Source organism: Pseudomonas sichuanensis (assembly GCF_003231305.1).
Classification (GTDB): domain Bacteria; phylum Pseudomonadota; class Gammaproteobacteria; order Pseudomonadales; family Pseudomonadaceae; genus Aquipseudomonas; species Aquipseudomonas sichuanensis.
In genome coordinates this window covers 1-26,572 of record NZ_QKVM01000064.1, presented here as the reverse complement: position 1 = coordinate 26,572, position 26,572 = coordinate 1, and the positions used below count along the sequence as shown (strand labels likewise).

The 26,572-nt window shown below is 64.1% G+C and carries 22 protein-coding genes, 2 tRNA genes and 1 pseudogene; 20 read left to right on the top strand and 5 right to left on the bottom strand.

The annotated features are described in order from the left end of the window. Positions 1-152 precede the first annotated feature (152 nt). Complete coding sequence (queG, locus tag DM373_RS25210; RefSeq protein ID WP_110996139.1) at positions 153-1,217, bottom strand: tRNA epoxyqueuosine(34) reductase QueG; 1,065 nt, start codon at positions 1,215-1,217, stop codon at positions 153-155. 65 nt (positions 1,218-1,282) lie between these two features. Here queG and DM373_RS25205 point away from each other — a divergent pair, with 65 nt between their 5' ends. From DM373_RS25205 to DM373_RS29830, 13 genes and pseudogenes are all read left to right on the top strand, one after another. After that, positions 1,283-2,143: an NAD(P)H-hydrate dehydratase gene (locus DM373_RS25205; protein WP_110996138.1), complete on the top strand. Its 861-nt coding sequence runs from the start codon at positions 1,283-1,285 to the stop codon at positions 2,141-2,143. Continuing rightward, positions 2,140-2,604 carry a tRNA (adenosine(37)-N6)-threonylcarbamoyltransferase complex ATPase subunit type 1 TsaE gene (tsaE, locus tag DM373_RS25200; protein ID WP_371923667.1) on the top strand — a complete coding sequence of 155 codons (465 nt, stop codon included), beginning with the start codon at positions 2,140-2,142 and terminating at the stop codon, positions 2,602-2,604. The genes DM373_RS25205 and tsaE overlap by 4 nt, the downstream gene beginning before the upstream one ends. A gap of 12 nt (positions 2,605-2,616) precedes the next feature. Then, positions 2,617-4,050, top strand: a complete 1,434-nt coding sequence (locus DM373_RS25195) for an N-acetylmuramoyl-L-alanine amidase (protein ID WP_110996136.1) — start codon at positions 2,617-2,619, stop codon at positions 4,048-4,050. After that, positions 4,047-5,948 (top strand): DNA mismatch repair endonuclease MutL, encoded by a 1,902-nt coding sequence (gene mutL / locus DM373_RS25190; protein WP_110996135.1) that lies wholly within the window; start codon positions 4,047-4,049, stop codon positions 5,946-5,948. Before DM373_RS25195 ends, mutL begins: the two co-directional genes overlap by 4 nt. 1 nt (position 5,949) lies before the next feature. After that, positions 5,950-6,921 (top strand): tRNA (adenosine(37)-N6)-dimethylallyltransferase MiaA, encoded by a 972-nt coding sequence (miaA, locus tag DM373_RS25185; protein WP_110996134.1) that lies wholly within the window; start codon positions 5,950-5,952, stop codon positions 6,919-6,921. 93 nt (positions 6,922-7,014) lie between these two features. After that, positions 7,015-7,275 (top strand): RNA chaperone Hfq, encoded by a 261-nt coding sequence (gene hfq / locus DM373_RS25180; protein WP_110996133.1) that lies wholly within the window; start codon positions 7,015-7,017, stop codon positions 7,273-7,275. Between the two features lie 18 nt (positions 7,276-7,293). Continuing rightward, the gene (hflX, locus tag DM373_RS25175; RefSeq protein WP_110996132.1) at positions 7,294-8,595 is read left to right on the top strand and encodes a ribosome rescue GTPase HflX; all 1,302 of its coding nucleotides are present in this window, start codon (positions 7,294-7,296) and stop codon (positions 8,593-8,595) included. Positions 8,596-8,691: 96 nt separating this feature from the next. Continuing rightward, positions 8,692-9,876: an FtsH protease activity modulator HflK gene (gene hflK / locus DM373_RS25170; RefSeq protein WP_110996131.1), complete on the top strand. Its 1,185-nt coding sequence runs from the start codon at positions 8,692-8,694 to the stop codon at positions 9,874-9,876. After that, positions 9,876-10,745: a protease modulator HflC gene (gene hflC, locus DM373_RS25165; RefSeq protein ID WP_110996130.1), complete on the top strand. Its 870-nt coding sequence runs from the start codon at positions 9,876-9,878 to the stop codon at positions 10,743-10,745. The genes hflK and hflC overlap by 1 nt, the downstream gene beginning before the upstream one ends. A gap of 281 nt (positions 10,746-11,026) precedes the next feature. Further along, the gene (locus DM373_RS25160; RefSeq protein ID WP_110996129.1) at positions 11,027-12,214 is read left to right on the top strand and encodes an ATP phosphoribosyltransferase regulatory subunit; all 1,188 of its coding nucleotides are present in this window, start codon (positions 11,027-11,029) and stop codon (positions 12,212-12,214) included. A 56-nt stretch (positions 12,215-12,270) separates the two neighbouring features. Further along, positions 12,271-13,563, top strand: a complete 1,293-nt coding sequence (locus DM373_RS25155) for an adenylosuccinate synthase (protein WP_003249542.1) — start codon at positions 12,271-12,273, stop codon at positions 13,561-13,563. A gap of 655 nt (positions 13,564-14,218) precedes the next feature. After that, positions 14,219-14,911 (top strand): annotated as a pseudogene (locus DM373_RS29835) (methyl-accepting chemotaxis protein); the annotation flags it as partial. A gap of 21 nt (positions 14,912-14,932) precedes the next feature. Then, positions 14,933-15,817: a methyl-accepting chemotaxis protein gene (locus tag DM373_RS29830; protein WP_425272612.1), complete on the top strand. Its 885-nt coding sequence runs from the start codon at positions 14,933-14,935 to the stop codon at positions 15,815-15,817. A gap of 123 nt (positions 15,818-15,940) precedes the next feature. Here DM373_RS29830 and DM373_RS25145 read toward each other — a convergent pair whose 3' ends face one another. The 4 genes from DM373_RS25145 to DM373_RS25130 all read right to left on the bottom strand — a co-directional run bounded on the left by DM373_RS25145 (position 15,941) and on the right by DM373_RS25130 (position 18,992). Next, positions 15,941-17,506, bottom strand: coding sequence for an ABC transporter permease (locus DM373_RS25145; protein ID WP_110996127.1), 1,566 nt, complete (start codon positions 17,504-17,506; stop codon positions 15,941-15,943). Beyond that, positions 17,506-18,519 carry an extracellular solute-binding protein gene (locus DM373_RS25140; RefSeq protein ID WP_110996126.1) on the bottom strand — a complete coding sequence of 338 codons (1,014 nt, stop codon included), beginning with the start codon at positions 18,517-18,519 and terminating at the stop codon, positions 17,506-17,508. The genes DM373_RS25145 and DM373_RS25140 overlap by 1 nt, the downstream gene beginning before the upstream one ends. Positions 18,520-18,732: 213 nt before the next feature. Further along, positions 18,733-18,819: transfer RNA gene (locus DM373_RS25135), tRNA-Leu, on the bottom strand. Between the two features lie 86 nt (positions 18,820-18,905). After that, positions 18,906-18,992: transfer RNA gene (locus DM373_RS25130), tRNA-Leu, on the bottom strand. A 271-nt stretch (positions 18,993-19,263) separates the two neighbouring features. On the opposite strand from DM373_RS25130, the gene rnr reads away from it, so the two are divergent. The 7 genes from rnr (at position 19,264) to dnaB (ending at position 26,476) form a co-directional block, all read left to right on the top strand. Continuing rightward, positions 19,264-21,840 (top strand): ribonuclease R, encoded by a 2,577-nt coding sequence (gene rnr / locus DM373_RS25125; protein WP_110996125.1) that lies wholly within the window; start codon positions 19,264-19,266, stop codon positions 21,838-21,840. Further along, on the top strand, positions 21,837-22,583 hold the full coding sequence (gene rlmB / locus DM373_RS25120) for a 23S rRNA (guanosine(2251)-2'-O)-methyltransferase RlmB (RefSeq protein WP_110996124.1): 747 nt from the start codon (positions 21,837-21,839) through the stop codon (positions 22,581-22,583). Before rnr ends, rlmB begins: the two co-directional genes overlap by 4 nt. A 328-nt stretch (positions 22,584-22,911) precedes the next feature. Next, the gene (rpsF, locus tag DM373_RS25115; RefSeq protein WP_110996123.1) at positions 22,912-23,337 is read left to right on the top strand and encodes a 30S ribosomal protein S6; all 426 of its coding nucleotides are present in this window, start codon (positions 22,912-22,914) and stop codon (positions 23,335-23,337) included. A 28-nt stretch (positions 23,338-23,365) separates the two neighbouring features. Beyond that, the gene (rpsR, locus tag DM373_RS25110) at positions 23,366-23,596 is read left to right on the top strand and encodes a 30S ribosomal protein S18 (protein WP_003249563.1); all 231 of its coding nucleotides are present in this window, start codon (positions 23,366-23,368) and stop codon (positions 23,594-23,596) included. A gap of 35 nt (positions 23,597-23,631) precedes the next feature. Continuing rightward, entirely contained in the window at positions 23,632-24,498 is an 867-nt protein-coding gene (locus tag DM373_RS25105) for a hypothetical protein (protein WP_110996122.1), read from the top strand. A 20-nt stretch (positions 24,499-24,518) separates the two neighbouring features. Continuing rightward, entirely contained in the window at positions 24,519-24,965 is a 447-nt protein-coding gene (gene rplI / locus DM373_RS25100) for a 50S ribosomal protein L9 (RefSeq protein ID WP_011535934.1), read from the top strand. A gap of 113 nt (positions 24,966-25,078) precedes the next feature. Beyond that, positions 25,079-26,476: a replicative DNA helicase gene (dnaB, locus tag DM373_RS25095; RefSeq protein WP_110996121.1), complete on the top strand. Its 1,398-nt coding sequence runs from the start codon at positions 25,079-25,081 to the stop codon at positions 26,474-26,476. Positions 26,477-26,572 lie beyond the last annotated feature (96 nt).

Sequence of the window (26,572 nt, the reverse complement as noted above, 5' to 3'; positions counted from 1 at the left end):
GCGGGATGCAGGAGCTGTTCGGCTGCCCGTGGGAGCGGGCTTGCCCCGCGATTGGATGCACCGGCTTCGCCGAGATCGCGGGGCAAGCCCGCTCCCACGTACTGCCGCTTTCACGTTGTGCGATTGCGCACGCCGAAAGGCTGAATGATTGCCTACAGGGCGCCGTGCCGCTCCAGCGCCCATTCCACATGCTCGCGCACCAACGCCGACGGGTCATTGCGCCGCGCTTTCAGCGCCTCTACAACCGGGATCGTGGTGGGCGCGTTGCCCAGCCCCACCGCCAGGTTGCGGGAAAACCGCTCGTACCCCGCACGCCGCAACGGCGAGCCTTCGGTGCTGCCGAGAAAGCGCTTTTCATCCCACAGGAACAGCTCGGCCAACTCGACGTTGTCCAGGCCGCGCCGCGGCATGAAGTCATCCTCGGTGGTGGTCTTGGCGAAGCGGTTCCATGGGCAGACCAGCTGGCAGTCGTCGCAGCCGAACACCCGGTTGCCGATCAGTGGGCGCAGCTCCACGGGAATGGCGTGGCGCAGCTCGATGGTCAGGTAGGAAATGCAGCGCCGTGCATCGAGCTGGTAAGGGCCGACGAACGCCTGGGTCGGGCAGATGTCCAGGCAGGCCTGGCAGCGGCCGCAGTGGTCGCTGCCCTGTACGCCGTCGATCGGCAGCGGCAGGTCGACGAACAGCTCGGCGAGGAAGAAGTAGCTGCCGGCCTTGCGGTTGAGCAGCAAGGTGTTCTTGCCGATCCAGCCCAGGCCGGCCTCCTGCGCCAGGGCTTTCTCCAGCACCGGGGCGCTGTCGACGAAGGCGCGGTAGCCGAACGGGCCGATGGCCTCCTGGATGCGGTCGGCGAAGTGCTGCACGCGCTTGCGCACCAGCTTGTGGTAGTCGCGGCCCAGGGCGTAGCGCGCGATATAGGCTTTTTCCGGCTGGGCCAGGCGTTGGGCCATCTGCGTGTCGCCCGGCAGGTAGTCCATGCGCAGCGAGATCACCCGCAGGGTGCCGGGGATCAGCTCGGCAGGGCGCGAACGCTTGGTGCCGTGCTCGCCCATGTATTCCATCTCGCCGTTGTAGCCGGCCGCGAGCCAGCGCTGCAGGTGCTGTTCGTGCTCGCCAAGGTCCACGCCGGCGATGCCGACGTGGGCAAAACCGAGTTCCTGGCCCCAATCCTTGATCGATTGGGCCAATGTGTTGATGTCTGGAAGCGTGGCGGGCATGGATGGGCAAGGCATTACGGGTGTAGGTGCGTATAATTCTGCCAGACATCGGAGCCTTTGACCCCATGCCTCAGACCAAACACCTCGGTAATGCCCCGCAACCGCTCAATCGGTTGACCCTGGCCGGCCTGCCGCCGCGTGCTGCCGGCGCCCACAAGGGTGACTTCGGCCACGTGCTGGTGGTCGGTGGCGACCTGAGTACCGGCGGGGCGGTGATGCTCAGTGCGCAAGCCGCGCTGCGTTGTGGCGCCGGCCTGGTCAGTGTGGCCACGCGCCCCGAACATGTCGCTGCCGGCTTGGCCCGTTTGCCCGAAACCATGTGGTTGGGCGTGAGCTCAGCCAATCAGTTGATGGGGCCGCTGGAGCGAGCCTCGGTGCTGGTGGTCGGGCCGGGGCTGGGGCAGGCGGCCTGGGGTCGCAGCCTGTTGTCGGCGGTGGCCAATGCGCATTTGCCGCAAGTCTGGGATGCCGATGCGCTCAACCTGCTGGCGCGATCGCCACTGGCGCTGCCCAGTGGCAGCGTGCTGACCCCGCACCCGGGGGAAGCAGCGCGCCTGCTGGGGATCTCCACCGAAGCGGTGCAGGCCGACCGGCCCGGTACCGCGCGCAAGTTGGCGCGTAAATATGCCAGCGTCTGTGTGCTCAAGGGCGCCGGTACGCTGGTGGCCGACCCCGCCGGGCGGCTGGCGTTGTGCGATCACGGTCATCCGGCCATGGCCGGCGCGGGGCTGGGGGATGTGCTCACCGGGGTGCTGGCAGCGCTGCTGGCCCAAGGGCTGGACGCCTGGCAGGCAGCCTGCCTGGGGGTGTGGCTGCATGCCCGTGCCGGCGAGCGGCTGGGGGTTGAGGGAAGAGGCCTGGCGGCCAGCGATCTGGTTGCGGTCATTAGAGAATTGTTGGAGGAACATTCAGCGTGTCTGGCATAACCCTGTTTTTGGCCGATGAAGAGGCCACCGTCGACTTCGGCGCGAAGCTGGCTGAAGTGACCGGCGGTCATGGCGTGATCTTTCTCGAGGGCGACCTGGGCGCCGGCAAGACCACCCTGTCCCGCGGCCTGATCCGTGGCCTGGGCCACACCGGCCCGGTCAAGAGCCCGACCTTCACCGTGGTCGAACCCTACGAGATCGGCGACATTCGCGCTTTTCACTTCGACCTGTATCGTCTGGTCGATCCGGAAGAGCTTGAATTCATGGGGATTCGCGATTACTTCGAGGGCGACGCCCTGTGCCTGTTCGAGTGGCCCGATAAAGGTGCGGGCGTTTTGCCAAAGCCCGACCTGACCATTACCATAAGCCCGCAAGCGGGCGGGCGCTCGCTGAACCTGTCGCCGCAGGGGGCACGCGGCGAAGCCTGGTGTGCCGATCTGGCCAAGAAAATCAAACAGTAAGTGGGGAAAGGTATGCGCATACGCGCACTGGTCGCTGTCGTTGGGCTGCTGCTGACAACGGTGACCGTTGACGCTCTGGCGGCTGTCACTCAAGTCAAGAGCGTGCGCCTGTGGCGTGCGCCGGACAACACGCGGCTGGTCTTCGACCTGTCCGGGCCTGTACAGCACAGCGTCTTCACCCTGACCGCGCCGGATCGCCTGGTCATCGATATCAACGGTGCCACCCTGGGCGGGCCGCTGAACGTGGCCACCTCGAACACGCCGATCAACAGCATGCGTTCGGCCCAGCGCACGCCCACCGACCTGCGCGTGGTGATCGACCTTAAAAAGGCCGTATCGCCCAAGAGCTTCACCCTGGCGCCGAATGCCCAGTATGGCAACCGCCTGGTGGTCGACCTGTACGATCAGGAAGCCGACGCCATCGCCGCCAGCAACCCGACACCGCCCCCGGCGGTGCAGCCGCCTGCGACCACGCCGGCGGTGCCGGTGACCCCGGTGCAACCGGCAATCAAGCTGCCACCGGCGCCTGCCGGCAAGCGCGACATCGTCGTTGCCATCGACGCCGGCCACGGTGGCGAAGACCCGGGCGCCTCGGGCTCGCGTGGGCAGCACGAGAAAGACATCGTGCTCGACATCGCCAAGGAACTGCAGCGTCAGATCAACAGCGAGAAGGGTTACCGCGCCGAGCTGACCCGTACCGGCGACTACTTCATCCCGTTGCGCAAGCGCACCGAGATCGCCCGCAAGAAGGGCGCTGACCTGTTCGTCTCGATTCACGCCGACGCCGCGCCGTCCAAGGCCGCCTTCGGTGCCTCGGTATTCGCCCTGTCCGACCGCGGTGCCACCTCCGAGACCGCGCGCTGGTTGGCCGACACGGAAAACCGTTCCGACCTGATCGGCGGCGCCGGCAACGTCAGCCTCGACGACAAGGACCGCATGCTCGCCGGGGTACTGCTCGACCTGTCGATGACCGCCACCCTCAGCTCCAGCCTCAACGTTGGGCAAAAGGTGCTGGGCAACATGGGCCGGGTCACCCCGCTGCACAAGCAGCGCGTCGAGCAGGCCGGGTTCATGGTGCTGAAGTCGCCGGACATTCCATCGATCCTCGTTGAAACCGGATTCATCTCCAATGCCAGCGAGGCGGCCAAGCTGGCCACCCGCAGCCACCAGCAGGCACTGGCCCGGTCGATCCATACCGGCGTGCGCCAGTTCTTCCAGCAGAACCCGCCACCGGGCACCTACATCGCCTGGCTGCGTGACAGCGGCAAGATTGCCCAGGGCCCGCGCGATCACACCGTGCGCCCCGGCGAGACCCTGGCGATGATCGCCGTGCGCTACCAGGTCAGCGTTGCCAGCCTGCGCAGCAGCAACAGCCTGAAGACCGATGAGCTGAAAGTCGGCCAGCACCTCGACATTCCGGGCACCACCCTGGCGTCGCAACAATGAATGGCGGTTCGCGCATCCAGCTGCTCAGCCCGCGGCTGGCCAACCAGATCGCCGCGGGCGAGGTCGTCGAGCGCCCTGCCTCGGTGGCCAAGGAGCTGCTGGAAAACAGCCTCGACTCCGGCGCCCGGCGCATCGAAGTCGAGGTCGAGCAGGGCGGCGTGAAGCTGCTGCGGGTACGCGACAACGGCAGCGGCATTGCCCCGGACGACCTGCCGCTGGCCCTGGCGCGCCACGCCACCAGCAAGATCCGTGAACTGGAAGACCTCGAAGGCGTGCTCAGCCTGGGCTTTCGCGGTGAGGCTCTGGCGTCGATCAGCTCGGTGGCCCGCCTGACCCTGACCTCACGCACCGCCGATGCCGGCGAAGCCTGGCAGGTGGAAACCGAAGGCCGCGACATGCTCCCGCGCGTGCAGCCTGCCGCGCACCCGGTCGGCACCTCGGTGGAGGTGCGTGACCTGTTCTTCAATACCCCGGCCCGGCGCAAGTTCCTCAAGGCCGAGAAAACCGAATTCGATCACCTGCAGGAAGTCATCCGGCGCCTGGCGCTGGCGCGCTTCGACGTGGGCTTCCACCTGCGCCACAACGGCAAGACCATCTTCAGCCTGCACGAGGCTGCCGACGAGATGGCCCGGGCGCGGCGTGTCGGTACCATCTGTGGCCCGGGCTTCCTCGAGCAGGCCTTGCCGATCGACGTCGAGCGCAACGGCCTGCGTTTGTGGGGCTGGGTTGGCCTGCCGACCTTTTCGCGCAGCCAGGCAGACCTGCAGTACTTCTTCGTCAATGGCCGCGCGGTGCGCGACAAGCTGGTCGCCCACGCGGTGCGCCAGGCTTACCGCGACGTGCTGTTCAACGGCCGGCACCCCACCTTCGTGCTGTTCCTCGAGCTCGACCCGACCGGTGTCGACGTCAACGTGCACCCGACCAAGCACGAAGTGCGCTTTCGCGAAGGGCGGATGGTCCACGATTTCCTCTATGGCACCCTGCACCGGGCCCTGGCTGATGTGCGGCCCGAGGACCAGCTCGCGGCCCCTGCGGCAACCGCCGAACTGATTCGCCCGAGCGGCCAGCAGGCCGGGGAATTCGGCCCCCAGGGCGAAATGCGCCTGGCGTCACCGGTACTGGAGCAGCCCCAGGGCGAGGCGCGTCAGTCGTTCTCCTCGGGCGGCGCCGGTGCGGGCTATCAGTACCAATACACCCCGCGCCCGTCCCAGCCGCTAGCTGCCGGCGAGGCCCAGGCGGTCTACCGCGAGTTCTATGCACCGCTGGACAACGCCACGGCCGCGCCGGGCGCGTTGCCGGACAGTCAGGGCGATATCCCGCCACTGGGCTATGCCCTGGCCCAGCTCAAAGGCATCTACATCCTGGCCGAGAACGCCATCGGCCTGGTGCTGGTGGACATGCATGCCGCCCACGAGCGGATCATGTACGAGCGCCTCAAGGTGGCCATGGCCAGTGAAGGCCTGAGCGGCCAGCCGCTGCTGGTGCCGGAGTCGCTGGCGCTGAGCCAGCGCGAGGCCGACTGCGCCGAAGAGCATGCCCAGTGGTTCCAGCGCCTGGGCTTCGAGCTGCAGCGCCTGGGCCCGGAAACCCTGGCGATCCGGCAGATCCCGGCGCTGCTCAAGCAGGCCGAGGCCAACCGCCTGGTGCAGGACGTACTCGCCGACCTGATGGAGTACGGCAGCAGCGACCGCATCCAGGCGCACCTGAACGAATTGCTCGGGACCATGGCCTGCCACGGTGCGGTGCGCGCCAACCGGCGCCTGGCGATCCCGGAAATGAACGCCCTGCTGCGCGACATGGAGAACACCGAGCGCAGCGGCCAGTGCAACCACGGCCGGCCGACCTGGACCCAGATGGGCCTGGACGACCTGGACAAGCTGTTCCTGCGGGGGCGATGAGATGAGCATGAAACCCCCGGCGATATTCCTCATGGGGCCGACGGCGGCCGGCAAGACCGACCTGGCCATCGAGCTGACCAAGGTGCTGCCGTGCGAGCTGATCAGTGTCGATTCGGCGCTGGTCTATCGCGGCATGGATATCGGTACTGCCAAGCCTTCGAAAGAGGTGCTGGCCGCCCATCCGCATCGGCTGATCGATATCCTCGACCCGGCCGAGAGCTATTCGGCGAAGCAGTTCTGCACCGATGCGCTCGAGGCCATGGCCGAGATCACCGCGCGCGGCAAGATCCCGCTGCTGGTCGGCGGCACCATGCTTTATTACAAGGCTTTGGTCGACGGTCTGGCCGACATGCCACCGGCCGATGCGAGTGTTCGCGCCGAGCTTGAGGCCCAGGCCGGCGAGCTGGGCCTGGCCGAGTTGCATCGCCAGCTGGCCGAGGTGGACCCCGAGTCGGCGGCGCGTATCCATCCGAATGACCCGCAGCGCCTGATTCGCGCGCTTGAGGTGTATCGGGTGAGCGGCGAGAGCATGACCGCCCACCGCCAGCGTCAATTCGCGCAAAGTCGCGGCGCAGACGCAGGCGTGAGCGGGCATTTGCCCTATACTGTCGCCAGCCTGGCCATAGCGCCTACAGATCGTCACATTTTGCATGAGCGAATTGCGTTACGATTTTCGCAGATGCTGGAACAGGGCTTCGTCGACGAGGTCCGATCGCTGCGAGCCAGAAGTGACTTGCACGCCGGGTTGCCGTCTATACGGGCAGTGGGGTATCGGCAAGTCTGGGATTACCTGGACGGCCAGCTAACTGAGAATGAGATGCGTGAACGCGGTATCATTGCCACGCGTCAGCTGGCCAAGCGCCAATTCACCTGGCTGCGCGGTTGGTCCGACGTGCACTGGCTGGATAGTCTGGCCTGCGACAATCTGTCCCGCACCTTGAAATACCTTGGGGCCGTCTCCATATTGAGCTGAGTCCCTGCTTATTGCCGTCTATTCTTGCGAAGGGCGGCAGCAATTACTGAATTTTCTTGTTTTTTACTATTGATCCTTACAGGAGTGCGGCATATGTCAAAAGGGCATTCGCTACAAGACCCTTACTTGAACACCTTGAGAAAAGAAAAGGTCCCGGTTTCGATTTACCTGGTCAACGGGATCAAGTTGCAGGGCCAGATTGAATCGTTCGACCAGTTCGTCGTGCTGCTGAAGAACACCGTCAGCCAGATGGTCTACAAGCACGCGATTTCGACTGTCGTACCTGCCCGTCCAGTTCGTCTGCCCAGCCCGACCGATGGCGAGCATGGCGACAGCGAGCAAGGCAACGCTTGAAAACAGTAGGAGCCTGCATTGTTCTTTGAGCGCCACGGTGGTGGTGAGCGAGCGCTGCTCGTTCACTTGGAAGGTCAGAACCCTGAGGCGCGCGAAGACCCGCAGGAGTTTCAGGAGCTGGCGCTGTCGGCCGGAGCCGAGATCGTTACACTGGCGACAGTGTCACGGCATCAGCCCACCGCCAAGTTTCTGATCGGTAGCGGCAAGGTCGAGGAATTGCGCGACCTGGTCAAAACCGAAGACGTTGACCTGGTGATTTTCAATCACACCCTCACGCCCAGCCAGGAACGTAACCTCGAACGTGTTTTCGAGTGTCGCGTGCTGGACCGTACCGGGCTGATTCTCGATATCTTCGCCCAACGGGCGCGTACTCACGAAGGCAAGCTGCAGGTCGAACTGGCCCAGCTCGAGCACATGAGCACGCGGCTGGTACGCGGCTGGACCCACCTCGAGCGGCAAAAGGGCGGTATCGGCCTGCGCGGCCCGGGTGAAACCCAGCTGGAAACCGACCGCCGTCTGTTGCGGGTGCGCCTGCGCCAGATCAAGGGCCGCCTCGAGAAGGTGCGCAGCCAGCGCGAGCAGGCCCGTCGCGGGCGCAAGCGTGCCGACATCCCGTCTGTGTCGCTGGTGGGTTACACCAACGCCGGCAAGTCGACCCTGTTCAACGCCCTCACGCAGTCCGAGGTTTATGCCGCGGACCAGCTGTTCGCCACCCTCGACCCTACGCTGCGCCGGCTCGAACTGGCCGACCTCGGGCCGATCGTGCTGGCCGACACCGTGGGTTTCATCCGCCACTTGCCGCACAAGCTGGTCGAGGCATTTCGGGCTACGCTCGAAGAGTCGAGCAACTCCGACCTGCTGTTGCACGTGATCGACGCCCATGAGCCCGAGCGCATGGAGCAGATCGAGCAGGTATTGGCGGTGCTGGGCGAGATTGGCGCTGAAGGCTTGCCGATCCTCGAGGTGTATAACAAACTCGACCTGCTCGAAGATGTCGAGCCGCAGATCCAGCGCGATGCCGACGGCAAGCCGCAGCGGGTCTGGGTATCGGCACGTGATGGACGAGGCCTGGAGCTGGTTGGCCAGGCAGTTGCCGAATTGCTGGGGGATGATCTTTATGTCGGAACCCTGTGCCTGGAGCAGCGTTTTGCCCGCTTGCGCGCGCAATTCTTCGCGTTGGGTGCCGTGCAGAGTGAAGAGCATGATGAAGAAGGGCGCAGCCTGCTGAGCGTGCGACTGCCCAGGGTCGAGTTGAATCGCCTGGTCAGCCGCGAAGGCATGGAGCCGCAAGTGTTTGTCGAGCAACACACTTTGCAATAAATGCTCGTCGAGGTCGCCGGGCAGCAGTGACAGGCATTCTGTAGCATTGGACGGCGCGCCGTGGGCGCGTCTTTGCTTTATCAGATGGAGAGCGCTATGGCTTGGAACGAGCCGGGTGGCAACTCGAACAATCAGGATCCCTGGGGCGGTCGTCGCGGTGGCGGCGGTGGCGACAAGAAAGGTCCACCGGATCTGGACGAGGCCTTCCGCAAGCTGCAGGACAGCCTGAACGGCATGTTCGGCAGTGGCAAGAAGCGCGGTGGCAACAGCGACCGCAATATCGGCAAAGGTGGCGGCCTGGGCCTGCTGGGCGTAGGCCTGGCGGTGCTGGCGGCGATCTGGCTGTACAACGCCGTGTACGTGGTGGACGAGCAGGAGCAGGCGGTCGTGCTGCGCTTCGGCAAGTACTACGAGACCGTCGGCCCCGGCTTGAATATCTATTTCCCGCCGATCGACCGCAAGTACATGGAAAACGTGACCCGTGAGCGGGCCTACACCAAGCAGGGCCAGATGCTCACCGAAGACGAGAACATCGTCGAAGTTCCGCTGACCGTGCAGTACCGCATCAGCAACCTGCAGGACTTCGTGCTTAACGTCGACCAGCCGGAAGTCAGCCTGCAGCATGCGACCGACAGCGCCCTGCGCCACGTGGTGGGTTCCACCTCGATGGACCAGGTGCTGACTGAAGGCCGTGAGCAGATGGCCGTGGACATCCGCGAGCGCCTGCAGCGTTTCCTCGACACCTACCGTACCGGTATCACCGTGACCCAGGTCAACGTGCAGAGCGCGGCAGCCCCGCGTGAAGTGCAAGAGGCCTTCGACGACGTGATCCGTGCCCGTGAAGACGAGCAGCGTGCCCGCAACCAGGCCGAATCCTACGCCAACGGCGTGGTGCCGGAAGCCCGTGGTCAGGCGCAGCGCATCATCGAGGACGCCAATGGCTACCGCGATGAAGTCATCGCCCGCGCCAAGGGTGAGGCCGATCGCTTCACCAAGCTGGTCGCCGAGTACCGCAAGGCGCCAGAGGTTACCCGTCAGCGCCTGTACCTCGAGACCATGCAGGAGGTGTACAGCAACTCCAGCAAAGTCCTGGTGGCAACCAAGGATGGGCAGAACAACCTGCTCTACCTGCCGCTGGACAAGATGGTCGAAAGCGGCCGCAACAACGCTGCAGCTCCATCCGCCGGTGCATCGACCTCGTCGGCTAACGACGCAGCCGCGCGCGCCGCGCAGGACCTGCAACAGCAACAACCGCCGCTGCGTTCCAGGGAGAGCCGCTGATGAGCAATAAATCGCTGTTCGCCCTGATTGGCGCCGTGGTGCTGGCGATCGTCGCCTGGAACTGCTTCTACATCGTTTCGCAAACCGAGCGTGCGGTATTGCTGCAGTTCGGTCGCGTGGTCAAGGCCGATGTCCAGCCTGGCCTGCATGTGAAGGTGCCGTACGTGAACCAGGTGCGCAAGTTCGACGCCCGCCTGATGACCCTCGACGCCCCGACCCAGCGTTTCCTGACGCTGGAGAAGAAAGCCGTGATGGTCGACGCCTACGCCAAGTGGCGCGTCAAGGACGCCGAGCGCTTCTACACCGCTACCTCGGGTATGAAGCAGATCGCCGACGAGCGTCTGTCGCGTCGTCTGGAAAGCGGCCTGCGTGACCAGTTCGGTAAGCGCACCCTGCACGAAGTGGTGTCGGGTGAGCGTGACGCACTGATGGCTGACATCACCGCCTCGCTGAACCGCATGGCCAGCAAGGAGTTGGGTATCGAAGTGGTCGACGTTCGCGTCAAGGCCATCGACCTGCCCAAGGAAGTCAACCGCAGCGTGTTCGACCGCATGAGCACCGAGCGTGAGCGTGAGGCCCGCGAGCACCGCGCCAAGGGTAACGAGCTGGCCGAAGGCATTCGTGCCGACGCCGATCGTCAGCGCCGCGTGCTGCTGGCCGAAGCGTATCGTGAAGCGGAAGAGACCCGCGGTGATGGCGACGCCCAGTCGGCTGCCATCTATGCCAAGGCCTACACCCAGGACGCCGATTTCTACGCGTTCTACCGTAGCCTGCAGGCCTACCGCGAGAGCTTCTCCAGCAAGAGCGACGTGCTGGTCCTGGACCCGAAGAACGAGTTCTTCCGTTTCCTGGACAAGAGCAAGCCCTGAGGTTGCTCTCATGATGGGCGCGCCCCGCCCGGCAGCTAAAATGCCTGGCGGGGTGCATCCTGAATGAAAAGGGGTGTATGATGCGGCAGCCGGGAAATTCCCGGCTTTTTTGCGTCTGTAAGGTTGATTGGCCGATGTAACGGCCCCGGCGCAAGGTATTCAAGGGTGTTGGTAACGGTGGCTGCGCTGGGTTCGGTCCTGCCCGCTGCTGTCCGCCAGGGCCCGTTTCACTCAAGGCTAGCCCGCAGGGTGGCCGCCCGGACCAAAGGGGAAATGGCGTAATGGCAACGGTAGACCGCTGGCTTCTGCCAGATGGCATCGAGGAAGTACTGCCACCTGAGGCTGCGCGCATCGAGATCGCGCGTCGGCAGGTGTTGGACCTGTTCCAGAGCTGGGGTTACGAGCTGGTGGTCACCCCCCATATCGAATACCTGGAGTCGCTGCTGACCGGTGCCGGTGCGGACCTGGACGAGCGCACCTTCAAGGTTGTCGATCCGCAGTCCGGGCGCCTGATGGGCTTCCGCGCCGACTTCACCCCGCAGGTGGCGCGCATCGATGCCCACACCCTGCGCCGCGAAGGCCCGAGCCGCCTGTGCTATGCCGGTAGCGTGCTGCATGCCCAGCCACGCGCGCTGTCCACTTCGCGCAGCCCGATCCAGTTGGGCGCCGAACTGTACGGCGACGCCAGCCCCACCAGCGATGTCGAAGTCATCAGCCTGATGCTCGCCACGCTGCAGCTGACCGACGTGGCGGATGTGCACATGGACCTCGGCCATGTCGGCATCTACCGTGGCCTGGCCCGCGCCGCCAACCTGTCGGGTGACGTCGAGCAGCAGCTGTTCGATGCCCTGCAGCGCAAGGCTGTCGATGAAGTTCAGGCGCTGACCGCCAACCTGCCGCAAGACCTCGGCAACATGCTGCGCGCCCTGTGCGAGCTGTGCGGTGGTCGCGAAGTGCTGGCCGAAGCCCGCGTGCGCCTGGGCCGTGCCCCGGCCAGCGTGCTGGCAGCGCTGGACGACCTGCTGGCGATCGCTGACCGCCTGGCCTCGCGCTACCCGGACCTGCCGCTGTACTTCGACCTCGGCGAGCTGCGCGGCTACCACTACCACACCGGCGTGGTGTTCGCCGTCTTCGTGCCTGGCGAGGGTCAATCGATCGCCCAGGGCGGGCGTTACGACGACATTGGCGCCGACTTCGGCCGGGCACGCCCGGCCACCGGTTTCTCCACGGATTTGAAGACCCTGGTCACACTGGGGCGAGCGGAGGTCGTACTCCCGGCTGGCGGCATCTGGATGCCCGACAGCGGTGATGCGGCCCTCTGGCAGCAAGTCTGCCAGTTGCGCAACGAGGGCCAGCGTGTGGTCCAGGCTCTGCCTGGCCAGCCGCTGAGTGCTGCCCTTGAGGCGGATTGTGATCGGCAATTGATTCAGCAAGACGGGCGCTGGCAGGTTCTGCCGCTGACCCATTGAGATTCTTCGCCGGCGATGGGCCGGCAACCAAGTTTGCGTGAATGAGGACAAGTGTTATGGGTAAGAATGTCGTCGTCCTGGGCACCCAGTGGGGTGATGAGGGCAAAGGCAAGATCGTCGATCTGCTGACCGAACATGCTGCCGCCGTCGTGCGCTACCAAGGTGGCCACAACGCGGGTCACACCCTGGTGATCAACGGTGAGAAGACCGTTCTGCACCTGATTCCATCGGGCATCCTGCGTGAAGGCGTACAGTGCCTGATCGGCAACGGCGTGGTCGTTGCCCCGGATGCGCTGATGCGCGAAATCACCAAGCTGGAAGAGAAGGGCGTGCCGGTGCGCGAGCGTCTGCGCATCAGCCCGGCTGCCCCGCTGATCCTGTCGTACCACGTGGCCCTCGATCAGGCCCGTGAAAAAGCCCGTGGCGAAGCCAAGATCGGCACCACCGGCCGTGGCATCGGCCCAGCCTACGAAGACAAGGTTGCGCGTCGCGGCCTGCGTGTGGGCGACCTGTTCCACCGCGAGCGTTTCGCCGCCAAGCTCGGTGAGCTGCTGGACTACCACAACTTCCAGCTGGTGAATTACTACAAAGAGCCGGCCATCGACTTCCAGCAGACCCTGGACGAGTGCATGGCCTACGCCGAGCAGCTCAAGCCGATGATGCTCGACGTTACCGCCGAGCTGCACAACCTGCGCCGCGCCGGCAAGGACATCATGTTCGAAGGCGCCCAGGGCTCGCTGCTGGACATCGACCACGGTACCTACCCGTACGTCACCAGTTCGAACACCACCGCTGGCGGCATCTCCACCGGTTCCGGCGTTGGCCCGATGTACCTGGACTATATCCTCGGCATCACCAAGGCCTACACCACCCGTGTCGGTTCCGGTCCGTTCCCGACCGAACTGTTCGACGAAACCGGCGCCACCCTGGCCAAGCGTGGTCACGAGTTCGGTTCCACCACCGGCCGTGCCCGTCGTTGCGGCTGGTTCGATGCGGTAATCCTGCGTCGCGCCATCGACGTCAACAGCATCTCGGGCATCTGCCTGACCAAGCTGGACGTACTGGACGGCCTGGAAACCATCAACATCTGCGTGGGCTACAAGAACGAGAACGGTGCCGTCATCGACGCACCTTCCGATGCCGACAGCTACATCGGCCTGGAGCCGGTGTACGAAGAGATGCCAGGCTGGAGCGAGTCGACCCTGGGCGTTAAAACCCTGGAAGAGCTGCCACAGGCCGCGCGCGATTACATCAAGCGCATCGAGGAGCTGGTCGGCGCGCCGATCGACATCATCTCGACTGGCCCGGACCGCAACGAGACCATCGTGCTGCGTCATCCGTTTGCCTGATTAGCCTTTCCGGCTGATCGAACGCCGCGCTCCCGCAAGGGATCGCGGCGTTTTTGTTTCTATGTGGCGCCACAGCCGAGTCTCTGTGGGAGCGGGTTTATCGAAGCGTCGAACCGCCGCGAATGCGGCGGTGAATCCAGCATTGCATTCGCGGGTAAACCCGCTCCCACAGAAATGTCGCTTTGCTTCCAACTCTGTCGCAGGTATTGATGCCGCCTGGACTGGCATTTTTACCTCCTACATTCGGCACAACCCTTGCTGTAAGAAGTTTCCGTAGATGCCATCAAAGTAATGGCGCCAGAAACACGAGGGTTACAACGTGTCTGCCATCCTTTCACTGTTACGAAGCCGCCTGTTGCGGCCTGTGTTTGTTGCGCTTGGTATCGCTCTTCTGGTGCAGGTGCTGGTCGCCGTTGCACTGACACGGAGCACGGTCACGGCCCTGGAGGCCGATTTGGGCGAGCGCCTGGGGCATGACAGCCAGAAACTGGCCGCAGAACTGGAGCAGGCCGGCCAGGATGTGCGCGCCGGGCTCGACAGCCTCTCTGCCAGTACCCGTCAGCGCCTGAGTGCCGGCCTTTCCGAGCGGCTGCAGGGCGAGCAGCAGCAACTGCGCGCGACCCTGGAAAAGAACCTCAAGGACTCGGCCAACGACATGGCCGAGCTCCTGGCGTCGGTGGCGCCGCGCGCCATCTGGGATAACGATGTGCCGATGTTGTCGGACTTCGCCCGCCGCGCCCAGCGCAACCCCAACGTACTGTTCGTGATCTATGACGACGCCCAGGGCCAGCACCTGACCCGCTACCTCAACCGACAGAACCCGATCAACCAGGCACTGATGGACAAGGGCCAGGGCGAGCGGGCGCTGGACAAGGTGCTGGATGCGGCGCGCAAGGACCCGTCGGTGTACTTCGTCGAAGCGTCCATCAGCCCCAATGGCGCCGAGATCGGCAAGGTGCTGATGGGCGTTTCCACGGCGGGCGTCGATCAGGAGCTAAAGGCGCTCGACCAGCGTTTTGCCGCGTTGATCGGCAGTGGTGAGCAGTTGGTAGGCGACAGCCTGGTGGCCGCCGCCGCCGACAGTGGCAAGGCCCTGCGCGCCCGCCTGGAAACAGCCCAGAACAGCGCCACGGCGATGCAGGCCAATACCGCGCAGACCGTGCGTGACGCCGCAGGCGAGTTGCGCTGGCGTATCGGCCTGGGCCTGGTGCTGGTCGGGCTGGGGGTGTTGCTGGTGGTCGCCGTGGTGCTCGGGCGCCGGGTGCTCAGCAAGCTGCGCCTGCTGATTGCCGCGCTCAACGACCTGGCTGCGGGCGAGGGCGACCTCACCAAGCGTGTGACCCTCGACAGCCGCGACGAGATCGGCGACATGGCTTCGGCGGTCAACCGCTTCGTCGACAAGCTGCAACCCATCGTTCGCGAGGCCGGTGAGGTGGCCCAGCGCACCGGGGTGGAGATCGGCAGCATGGCCCAGCGTAATGCCGGGGCCGACGCTGCGGCGGCGCTGCAGCGCGATGAAGTGGCCGCCAGCCTGCGCGACCTGTCGAGCATGGCCGACGAGGCCCAGGCCGAAAGCCATGCCATGCAGGCCGCATTGCAGCAAGTGGTGGATATCCGCCAGGCCACCGATGAGAACAGCCGTGCGTCTACGCAGCTGGCGCGGCTGATCGAGAACCTGGCCGGCGAAGTAGAGACCGGCTCCCAGGTGATCGAGCGGCTGGCCAAGCAAAGCGAGCAGATCGAAGTGGTGCTGACGGTCATCCATGGCATTGCCGAGCAGACCAACCTGCTGGCGCTCAATGCCGCCATCGAGGCGGCGCGGGCGGGCGAGACCGGGCGTGGCTTCGCCGTGGTGGCTGACGAGGTGCGGGCGCTGGCGAGCAAGACGCAGAGTTCGACTGGCGATATCCAGTCGCACATCACCGCTTTGCAGGAGGGCGCCAAGGAGGCGGTCGCCACCATCAGTCAGGCCGGGCGCCAGGCCAGCGAAGGCTTGCTGGTGCTGCGTGACAACGAACGGCGCCAGCAGTCGGTGCAGGCGGCGGTTGAGCAGGTGCATGCGGCGATCGGCCTGGCTACCCGTGCGGCGGAGCAGCAGGCCAATGGCGCGCAGGCAGTGCGTGGGCGGGTGGAGAACATCCATGCCCAGGCCGAGCGCTCAGCCGAGGTGGTGATGCAGACCACGGCCAGCAGCAAGGTCCTGGATGACCTGGCGGCGCAGTTGCGCGCGAGCCTGGGGCAGTTCCGGGCCTGAAAAGCATCGCGGGGCAAGCCCGCTCCCACGAGTCTGTGCAAAGCCAGCCTCTACAAGAAGGCAGTTGCTCCCACAGAGCCTTGCACAGGTTCCGTGGGAGCGGGCTTGCCCCGCGATAGGGCCTTACGCCTTGTTCAGATACATCCGCGTGGTCAGCAGATACACCGGCAACCCCGACACCACGATCAACAGCGCCGCATAAGGCGCCGCCGCCGCAAACTCGACGTTGGCGGTATGCGCCCACACCTCGGTTGCCAGCGTGGTCATCCCGGTCGGGCTGAGCAGCAAGGTGGCGGTCAGCTCCTTCATGGCATCCAGGAACACCAGCGCAAATGCCGCCGCCATCGCCGGGAAGATGATCGGCAGGGTCACCCGGCAGAACGCCGCGAAGCTGCTCGCACCCAGCGTGCGCGCCGCCTCTTCCAGTGTCGGTGAAGCCTTGTTCAGCGCCGTGCGCACCGGCGACTGGGCCAGTGGCAGGAACAGCAGGGCATAGGCCAGGATCAGCAGGGCAGTGGTCTGGTACAGCGCCGGCACGTAGTGCAGGGCGAAGAACACCAGGGTCAGCGCGATCACCAGGCCCGGCAGGGCGTGCAGCAGGTACGGCAGGCGTTCGGCCCAGATCGCCAGGCGACCCTTGTAGCGCACCACCAAGAAGCTGATCGGCAATGCCAGCAGCACGCAGAAACCTGCGCCGCCCAGCGACACCGACAGCGAGGTGGCCAGTGCCTTGCCGATGGCCGCCACCGGGAAGGCCGCCGACGAGCCGACACTCAGCCAGTAGCCGAGCATCGCCAGTGGGATGCCGCTGCCCAGTACCGCAAGTGCCAGGCACAGCAGTTGCCCCAGTGGCATCCAGCCACGCAGGTTGACCGGCTGGGCGCGACGCGCCACGCCCTGGCCGATCCGTACATGGCGGGCCTTGCCGCGTACCCGCAGTTCCAGCCAGAGCATTACCAGGCACAGCGCCAGCAGCACTGCCGAAAGCATGGCGGCGTTGGCGTTGCTGAACTCCAGTTCGAACTGCTGGTAGATCGCCGTGGTGAAGGTCTGCAGGCCAAGAATCGACAGGGCGCCGAACTCCACCAGCATGTGCAGGGCGATCAGCAAGGCGCCGCCCAGCATCGATGGCCAGAGCAGTGGCAGGGTGATCTTGCGGAACACGCCCCAGCGGCTGCAACCCAGGGTGCGCGCCGATTCTTCCAGCGCGGTGTCGAGGTTACGCAGGGTGGCGGCCACCGGCAGGAACACCAGTGGGTATTTGGACAGCGCCATCACCAGGATCGCCCCGCCCAACCCTTCGAAGTCCGAACTCAGCGACACCCAGGTGAAGCTGCTGACGAACGACGGCACGGCGAACGGCAGGCACAGCACCACGCCCCACAGGCGCCGGCCCGGCAGGTCGCTGCGTTCCAGCAGCCAGGCCAGGGCCACGCCCACCACCAGGCACAGCGCGGTGACGCCGGCCATCAGCAACAGGGTGTTGCGCAGCAGGCCCCAGACGAACGGGCGCCAGAGCAGGCGCAGGGCCTCATGAGCGCCGGCTTCCCAGGCCTTGAGCCCGACATACAGCAGTGGCAGCAGGCTCATCGCCACCAGGAACAGCACCGGCAGCAGCACCCAGACAGACGGGCGCTTGCGCTTGGGGACGAAGCGGGAGAGCGCGGGCGAGGGCAGGGCAGCGGTCATCAGAGCAGACCAACCTCACGTTCGAGCTCGATGGCTTCCTCGGCATTGCCCAGGTCGGCCGGCGAGATCTTCGGCGGGCGCAGTTCCTCGAACGGCTTCAGGCCACGGTCCGAGACCATGCCCTTGTGCAGCGGGTATTCGGCGGTGGTCTGGGTGATCACACGCTGGCCTTCTTCGCTGGCCATCCAGTTGAGCAGGGCCTGGGCTTCTTTCGGGTGCTTGCTGGCTTTCACCGCAGCAGCGCCGGAGATGGTCACCAGGTTGCCGGCATCGCCATCGGCCAGGTAGTACAGCTTGGAGTCGAGCTTGCCGCGCTCGCGCTCCAGGGCGTACCAGTAGTAGTTGTTCACCAGCACGGCGGCGACTTCGCCTTTTTCCACGGCCTTCAGGGCAACCATGTTGTTGGTGTAGGTCTTGCCGAACGCTTTCAAGCCGGTCAGCCATTCCTCGGTGGCTTCGCGCCCGTGCATCTTGAGGATGGCCACGGCCTGTTCCTGGAATGCGCCGCTGGTGGGCACGTAACCGACCCGGCCTTCCCACTCGGGGTCGGCGAAGTCCATCACGGTGGTGGGCAGGTCTTTCTCGTCGATCTTCTTCGGGTTGTACACCACCACGCGGGTGCGGGCAGTGACCCCCATCCAGGTGCCATTGGCGCCCACGTATTCCTTGGGCAGCATGTTCAGGGTGGCGTCGTCGATCTTCGCCAGCAGGCCCAGTTCGCCCAGGTTGTTCAGCGGTGGCGACTCTTCGGTATAGATGATGTCGGCGGGCGAGCGGTCGCCTTCCTCGATGATCTGGCTGGCCAGCTGGTTGCTGCTGCCCTTGCGGATATTGATGTGGATACCGGTCTTGGCCTCGTAGGCCTTGGCAATGGCTTCGCCGATTTCCTTGTGCTGACCGTTGTACATGGTCAGGCTGGCCGGGGCGTCTGCCAGGGCGGCCGGAGCGCCGATCACCAGGCTCAGCATTGCAGCGGCCAGGGTGCGCATCAGCGGTTGCGGGCGGATCGTCATGCGGGTACTTCCTCGCTTACGGCTACATATTTGGAAACAATGGTAAACGAAATCGTTTCTCAAATGGGCGCATGACGGGAAATTCATGGGGGTTCGCCGTGATCCGTGCTGTGTCTTTGAGATCGAGCGCGCTAGAGAATCTTCGGCGGGAGAGGGGGCAAGCAAAAATCGCAGACAAGAAAAAACCCACTAGCAAGCTAGTGGGTTTTTATATGGTGCCCAGGAGAAGACTCGAACTTCCACGACCGTTAAGTCACTGATACCTGAAACCAGCGCGTCTACCAATTCCGCCACCTGGGCAAAGCTTTGAATCATCTGGTGAGGCGACTATCGTTCGCTTTCACACAGTAGTAATAGATCCTTGGTCATCTATTACTTGAAAATCTTGGTGCCCAGGAGAAGACTCGAACTTCCACGACCGTTAAGTCACTGATACCTGAAACCAGCGCGTCTACCAATTCCGCCACCTGGGCACACATTCGAGATTACAAGATGCTTTACAGCGCCGTTCATCTCTACTACAACTTCGGGGTTGTCCGTCGTTGTGGTGCGCACTATACGGGCGGTCCTGGAGGCTGTAAAGCCCCCGAGCGAAAAAAATTTCAAAAAATTCAACTTGTTGATTCCGCAGGTCTATTACTGCCTGGCGGACGCTGTGCTGGGGCTGTCCAAGGCTGACATTTCCGGTTTCAATACGCCTATGCCAGAATTCATATCTATATACCCCAAGGTGAACCCCTTCTGATGGCCGATTGGCAATCCCTCGATCCCGAGGCCGCTCGCGAAGCGGAAAAATACGACAATCCTATTCCCAGCCGTGAGCTGATCCTGCAGCGCCTCGCCGACCGTGGCGAACCGGCTGCCCGCGAAGAACTGGCGGCAGAGTTCGGTCTGTATGAAGAAGACCAGATCGAAGCCCTGCGTCGCCGCCTGCGCGCCATGGAGCGTGATGGCCAGCTTATCTATACCCGGCGCGGCACTTATGCCCCGGTAGACAAGCTCGACCTGATCTGCGGCCGAGTCTCCGGCCACCGCGACGGCTTCGGTTTCCTGATCCCCGACGACGGCAGCGAAGACCTGTTCCTCAGCCCCTCGCAGATGCGCCTGGTCTTCGACGGTGACCGTGGCCTTGCCCGGGTCTCCGGCGTCGACCGCCGTGGCCGCCGCGAGGGCGTGCTGGTCGAGGTCATCTCCCGTGCCCACGAGAGCGTGGTCGGCCGCTACTTCGAAGAAGGCGGCATCGGCTATGTGACGCCGGACAACCCGAAGATCCAGCAGGAAGTGCTGGTCACCGCCGGGCGCAACGGCGGTGCGAAGATCGGCCAGTTCGTTTCGATCAAGATCACCCACTGGCCCACCCCGCGCTTCCAGCCGCAAGGTGACGTTGTCGAAGTGATCGGCAACTACATGGCCCCGGGCATGGAAATCGATATCGCCCTGCGCAGCTACGACATCCCCCATGTCTGGCCGCAGGACGTGATCAAGGAAGCGCGCAAGTTCCGCTCCGAAGTCGAAGAAAAAGACAAAGAGAAGCGCATCGACCTGCGTCACCTGCCGTTCGTCACCATCGACGGTGAAGACGCCCGTGACTTCGACGATGCCGTCTACTGCGAGCCGCTGGGCAAGCTGCGCCTGTTCTCTGGCGGCTGGCGCCTGTACGTGGCGATCGCCGACGTTTCCAGCTACGTGCGCCTGGGTTCTGCCCTGGATACCGAAGCACAGCAGCGCGGCAACTCGGTGTACTTCCCGGAGCGCGTCATCCCGATGCTGCCCGAGGAGCTGTCCAACGGCCTGTGCTCGTTGAACCCGCACGTCGATCGCCTGGCCATGGTCTGTGAAATGACCATCAACAAGGCCGGCCAGATGGTCGACTACCAGTTCTACGAGGGTGTCATCCACTCCCATGCGCGCCTGACCTACAACAAGGTCAGCAGCATGCTCGAGCATTCCCGTACCCGCGAAGGCAAGGCCCTGCGCGAGGAGTACAGTGCGGTCCTGCCAGACCTCAAGAGCCTGTACGCGTTGTACAAGGTGCTGCTGGCGGCCCGTCACACCCGTGGCGCGATCGATTTCGAGACCCAGGAAACCCGGATCATCTTCGGCGAAGACCGCAAGATCGACGAAATTCGTCCGACCGTGCGCAACGACGCCCACAAGTTGATCGAGGAATGCATGCTGGCGGCCAACGTCGCCACCGCCGCGTTCCTGCAGAAGCACAACGTGCCGTCGCTGTACCGCGTGCACGACGGCCCGCCGCCGGAGCGCCTGGAAAAACTGCGCGCCTTCCTCGGCGAGCTGGGCCTGAGCCTGCACAAGGGCAAGGATCCGTCGCCGAAGGACTACCAGGCCCTGCTGGCGAGCATCGCCGGGCGCCCGGACTTCCACCTGATCCAGACCGTCATGCTGCGTTCCCTGAGCCAGGCGGTGTACAGCGTCGAGAACAATGGCCACTTCGGCCTGAACTACGAAGCCTACACCCACTTCACCTCGCCGATCCGTCGTTACCCGGACCTGCTGGTGCACCGGGCGATCCGCAGCGTGATCCGCTCCAAGGTCGATACCCCGCACGTCAAGCGTGCCGGTGCCATGAGCATCCCCAAGGCGCGTATCTACCCGTACGACGAAAATGCCCTCGAGCAGATGGGCGAGCAGTGCTCGATGACCGAGCGCCGCGCCGACGAGGCCACCCGCGACGTGGTCAACTGGCTCAAGTGCGAGTACATGCGTGACCGTGTCGGGGAGATTTTCCCAGGCGTGATCACGGCGGTGACCGGCTTTGGCCTGTTCATCGAGCTGACCGACATCTATGTCGAAGGCCTGGTGCATGTCAGTGCCTTGCCGGGTGACTACTACCACTTCGATCCGGTTCATCATCGCCTGTCGGGCGAGCGTACCGGGCGCAGCTTCCGCCTTGGCGACACGGTCGAGGTCAAGGTCATGCGCGTCGACCTCGAGCAGCGCAAGATCGACTTCGAGATGTCCGAGCAGACCGTCACCGCGCCGGTTGGCCGCAAGCCCCGCGCCGGTGCCGCCGAACCGGCCGCCCAGCCAGCACCTGCCGGCGAGGCGAAAATCTCGCCCAAACCGCGCAGCCGCAAGGGCGAAACGGCCGAGGCCTACTTCCCGAAAGACGCCGTCCAGCGTAACGCCGAAGTGCGCAAGAGCCGCGAAATGAAGAAAGCGCTGATGAGCGATGCGCGCACCGGGCATGCCGCCAGCAAGTCGGAAAAAGGCGGCAAGTCGGCTTCCGGCAAGCCGGCCAAGCATCGCAAGGGCCCGTCGAAGTCCGGCGCGCCACGTAAAGGCAAGAACAAGTCATGAGTCAGCTGGAAAAGATCTACGGTGTGCATGCCGTCCAGGCACTGCTGCAGCACCATCCCAAGCGGGTCAAGCAGATCTGGTTGTCGGAAGGCCGTAGCGAACCGCGTCTGCAGACCTTGCTGGCCCTGGCCGCGGAAAACCGCGTCCAGGTCGGCCAGGCCGAGCGCCGCGAGCTCGATGCCTGGGTCGAGGGCGTGCACCAGGGCGTCGTGGCCGAGGTGAGCCCGAGCCAGGTGTGGGGCGAATTGATGCTCGAGGAGTTGCTCGAGCGCACTGAAACCCCGCCGCTGATCCTGGTGCTCGATGGCGTCACCGACCCGCACAACCTCGGCGCCTGCCTGCGCACCGCCGATGCCGCGGGCGCTACCGCGGTGGTGATCCCCAAGGACAAGTCGGCCAGCCTGACTGCCGTGGTGCGCAAGGTGGCCTGTGGTGCCGCCGAAGTGATCCCGCTGGTGGCCGTGACCAACCTTGCCCGCACCCTGGAAAAACTCCAGCAGCGCGGGCTGTGGGTGGTCGGTACCGCCGGCGAGGCCGAACAGGAGATCTACCAGCAGGACCTGACCGGCCCGCTGGTGATGATCATGGGCGCCGAAGGCAAGGGCATGCGTCGCCTGACCCGTGAGCACTGCGATTTCCTGGTCAAGCTGCCGATGGCCGGCAGCGTCAGCAGCCTGAACGTCTCGGTCGCGACCGGGGTGTGCCTGTTCGAGGCCGTGCGTCAGCGCCAGGCCAAGCGCTGATTCGTTACCTGCGGAGCGGGCTTGTGGGAGCGGGCTTACCCCGCGATGGCGGTGGTGGGTATGCCATCGTATCGCGGGGCAAGCCCGCTCCCACGAACCCCGCCCCACGAGTCTGCTCCCGCAGGAACCTGCCCGCCGGGCGAATATGTTTCCGGCTGTTCAAATATTCGCCAATCACCTTGCTTGTCCCCCCGGCCTTCTCTACAATTGCGCCCCTTGCCAGCTGGCCGGTGCGCATGCGCCTACACGCCGGGGCAAGACTTACAGTGTCATTCACTCCTTGTCTGACCAGATTCGCTGGCAGACTACTAACCCGTAAGGAGCATTCATGCGTCATTACGAAATCATCTTCCTGGTCCACCCGGATCAGAGCGAGCAAGTCGGCGGCATGGTTGAGCGTTACACCAAGCTGATCGAAGAAGATGGTGGCAAGATCCACCGCCTGGAAGACTGGGGCCGTCGTCAACTGGCCTACGCAATCAACAATGTTCACAAGGCTCACTACGTGATGCTGAACGTTGAGTGCACCGGCAAGGCCCTGGCCGAGCTGGAAGACAACTTCCGCTACAACGATGCCGTGATCCGTAACCTGGTCATCCGTCGTGACGAAGCCGTTACCGGCCCGTCCGAGATGCTCAAGGCAGAAGAGAACCGCAGCGAGCGCCGTGAGCGTCGCGAACGTCCTGACAGTGCTGATGGCGTCGATGGCGACGACAGCAATGACAGCGACAACAGCGATAACGCTGACGAGTAATCCACGGACCTTTTGAGGAGCCAATCACATGGCACGTTTCTTCCGTCGTCGTAAATTCTGCCGCTTCACTGCTGAAGACGTGAAAGAGATCGACTTCAAAGATCTCAACACCCTGAAAGCTTACGTATCCGAAACCGGCAAGATCGTTCCAAGCCGCATCACCGGTACCAAAGCTCGTTATCAGCGTCAGCTGGCTACCGCTATCAAGCGCGCCCGCTTCCTGGCCCTGCTGCCCTACACCGACAGCCACGGCCGCTGAGACCGGGTCGTCGACTTAAGTAGCAAGGGATAAGCATGCGAGCGTTGGCAAGTTTCATCATGCGCGGTCGTGTGCAGGCCACCTTCGTGGTGGTCATCAGTGCGGTACTGCCGCTGCTGTTCTGGTTGAGTGCCGCCGCCGGGAGCCTGGTGTTCCTGCGGCGTGGTTTCAAGGATGCTTCATCGGTCATCGCCTGGGGCCTGTTGCCGGCGATGGTCATGTGGTACTTCGGCGAACCCAGCACCTTGCTGGTGTTTTTGGGAACGCTGGGCCTGGCTGCGCTGTTGCGTGCCGGGCACTCCTGGAGCCGGGTGCTGCTGTCCAGTGTCGTATTAGGCTTGCTGTACAGCCTGATCCTGGATGCGGTGCTGCGCGAAACCTTCGAAGTGCTGGCCAAGGCGCTTGAAAAAGCCCTGCCGCAGTTCGAAGGCAAACCGGTACTACCTGGTGAGCTGATCGGCCCTTTGCTGGTCGCTTCCAGTGCGGTAATGCTGCAGCTGTTCAGCCTGCTGGCTTTGATGCTGGCGCGCTATTGGCAGGCAGCCTTGTACAACCCCGGTGGTTTCGGCCGCGAGTTTCGCGAACTGAGGCTACCGCTGGTGCCCATGCTGGCACTGGTGTCGCTGATGGCACTGGGTCCGTTTATCGGGTCACAGTTCATCGTGCTGGCATCGGCCTCAAGCCTGGTACTGCTTCTGGCTGGCATCGCCCTGATTCATGGGTTGGTGGCGCAGGGGCGACTGGCCGGGTTCTGGCTGGTGGGGATGTACGTGACGTTGCCGCTGCTCATGCAGCTGATGTATCCGTTGCTCGTGGTTTTGGCCATTGTCGACAGCCTGATTGATTTTCGCGGTCGCAAGTCCCCTTCGCAGGGTGACGATTCCGCGAACGGTGAAGGTTAAAAGTTAAGAGGTTTTACCAAATGGAACTGATCCTGCTGGAAAAAGTCGCCAACCTGGGCAACCTGGGCGACAAAGTAAACGTTAAGGCCGGTTACGGCCGTAACTTCCTGCTGCCGTTCGGCAAGGCCACCGTTGCCAACGCCGCCAACCTGGCCGCGTTCGAAGAGCGCCGCGCTGAGCTGGAAAAAGCCGCAGCAGACAAGAAAGCATCGGCTGAAAGCCGTGCTGCCCAACTGGCCGAGCTGGAAGTGACCATCACTGCCACCGCTGGCGACGAAGGCAAGCTGTTCGGTTCGATCGGCACCCACGACATCGCTGACGCCCTGACCGCCTCCGGCGTTGAAGTGGCCAAGGCTGAAGTTCGTCTGCCGAACGGCACCATCCGTCAGGTTGGCGAATACGACGTAGCCGTGCACCTGCACAGCGACGTTGAAGCCACCGTACGTGTGGTCGTCGTAGCTGCCTAAGCTGCGCAATCGGCTGGTCCCTTGAGGGCCAGGCGGTTAACATCGGGCACGGTCCTGTTTCTTACAGGCCGTGCCCTTTGTTTTTATCATCCCCCCAGAATTCTTTCGTGGCCATGAACGAGATTACCCATCCGGAACAGCTCGACCTGCAAACCGCTGCCCTGAAGGTGCCGCCGCATTCCATCGAGGCCGAACAGGCCGTGCTCGGTGGCCTGATGCTGGACAACAACGCCTGGGAGAAGGTGCTGGATCAGGTGTCGGATGGCGATTTCTATCGGCATGACCACCGCCTGATCTTCCGCGCCATCCACAAGCTGGTCGACGCCAACCACCCGTTCGACGTGGTGACGCTGCACGAGCAACTGGACAAGGAAGGCGTCTCCACCCAGGTCGGCGGCCTGGCCTATCTGGCTGAGCTGGCCAAGAACACGCCGTCGGTGGCCAATATCAAGGCCTACGCCGCGATCATTCGCGAGCGGGCCACACTGCGCCAGCTGATCAGCATCAGTACCGACATCGCCGACAACGCCTTCAACCCCCAGGGGCGCAACGCCGAGGAGATCCTCGACGACGCCGAGCGGCAGATCTTCCAGATCGCCGAGGCGCGGCCGAAGACCGGCGGCCCGGTGGGCGTCAACGAGCTGTTGACCAAGGCCATCGACCGCATCGACACGCTGTTCAACTCCGACAGCGACATCACCGGTGTCTCCACCGGCTATACCGACCTCGACGAGAAGACCAGCGGCCTGCAGCCCGCCGACCTGATCATCGTTGCCGGCCGTCCGTCGATGGGCAAGACCACCTTCGCCATGAACCTGGTGGAGAACGCCGTACTGCGCAGCGACAAGGTGGTGCTGGTGTTCTCCCTCGAGATGCCAGGTGAATCGCTGATCATGCGTATGCTCTCGTCCCTCGGCCGGATCGACCAGACCAAAGTGCGTTCCGGCCAGCTGGACGATGACGACTGGCCGCGCCTCACTTCCGCGGTCAACCTGCTCAACGACCGCAAGCTGTTCATCGACGACACCGCCGGCATCAGCCCCTCGGAAATGCGTGCCCGTACCCGGCGCCTGGCCCGTGAGCACGGCGAGATCGCCATGATCATGGTCGACTACCTGCAGCTGATGCAGATCCCGGGCTCGGCCGGTGACAACCGCACCAACGAGATCTCCGAGATCTCCCGCTCGTTGAAAGCCCTGGCCAAGGAATTCAACTGCCCGGTCATCGCCCTGTCGCAGCTCAACCGCTCCCTGGAGCAGCGCCCCAACAAGCGCCCGGTCAACTCCGACCTGCGTGAATCCGGTGCAATCGAGCAGGACGCCGACGTGATCATGTTCGTCTACCGCGACGAGGTGTATCACCCCGAGACCGAGCACAAGGGCGTGGCCGAGATCATCATCGGCAAGCAGCGTAACGGCCCCATCGGCTTCATCCGCCTGGCGTTCATCGGCAAGTACACCCGCTTCGAGAACCTCGCGCCGGGCATGTACAACTTCGACGACGACGAATAAACCTCCCGGGATCCAACTGGCCCCTGTGGGAGCGGGTTTACCCGCGAATGCGATGTCGAATGTTCCATCGCATTCCCGTTGAGCAGCACCAGGAAC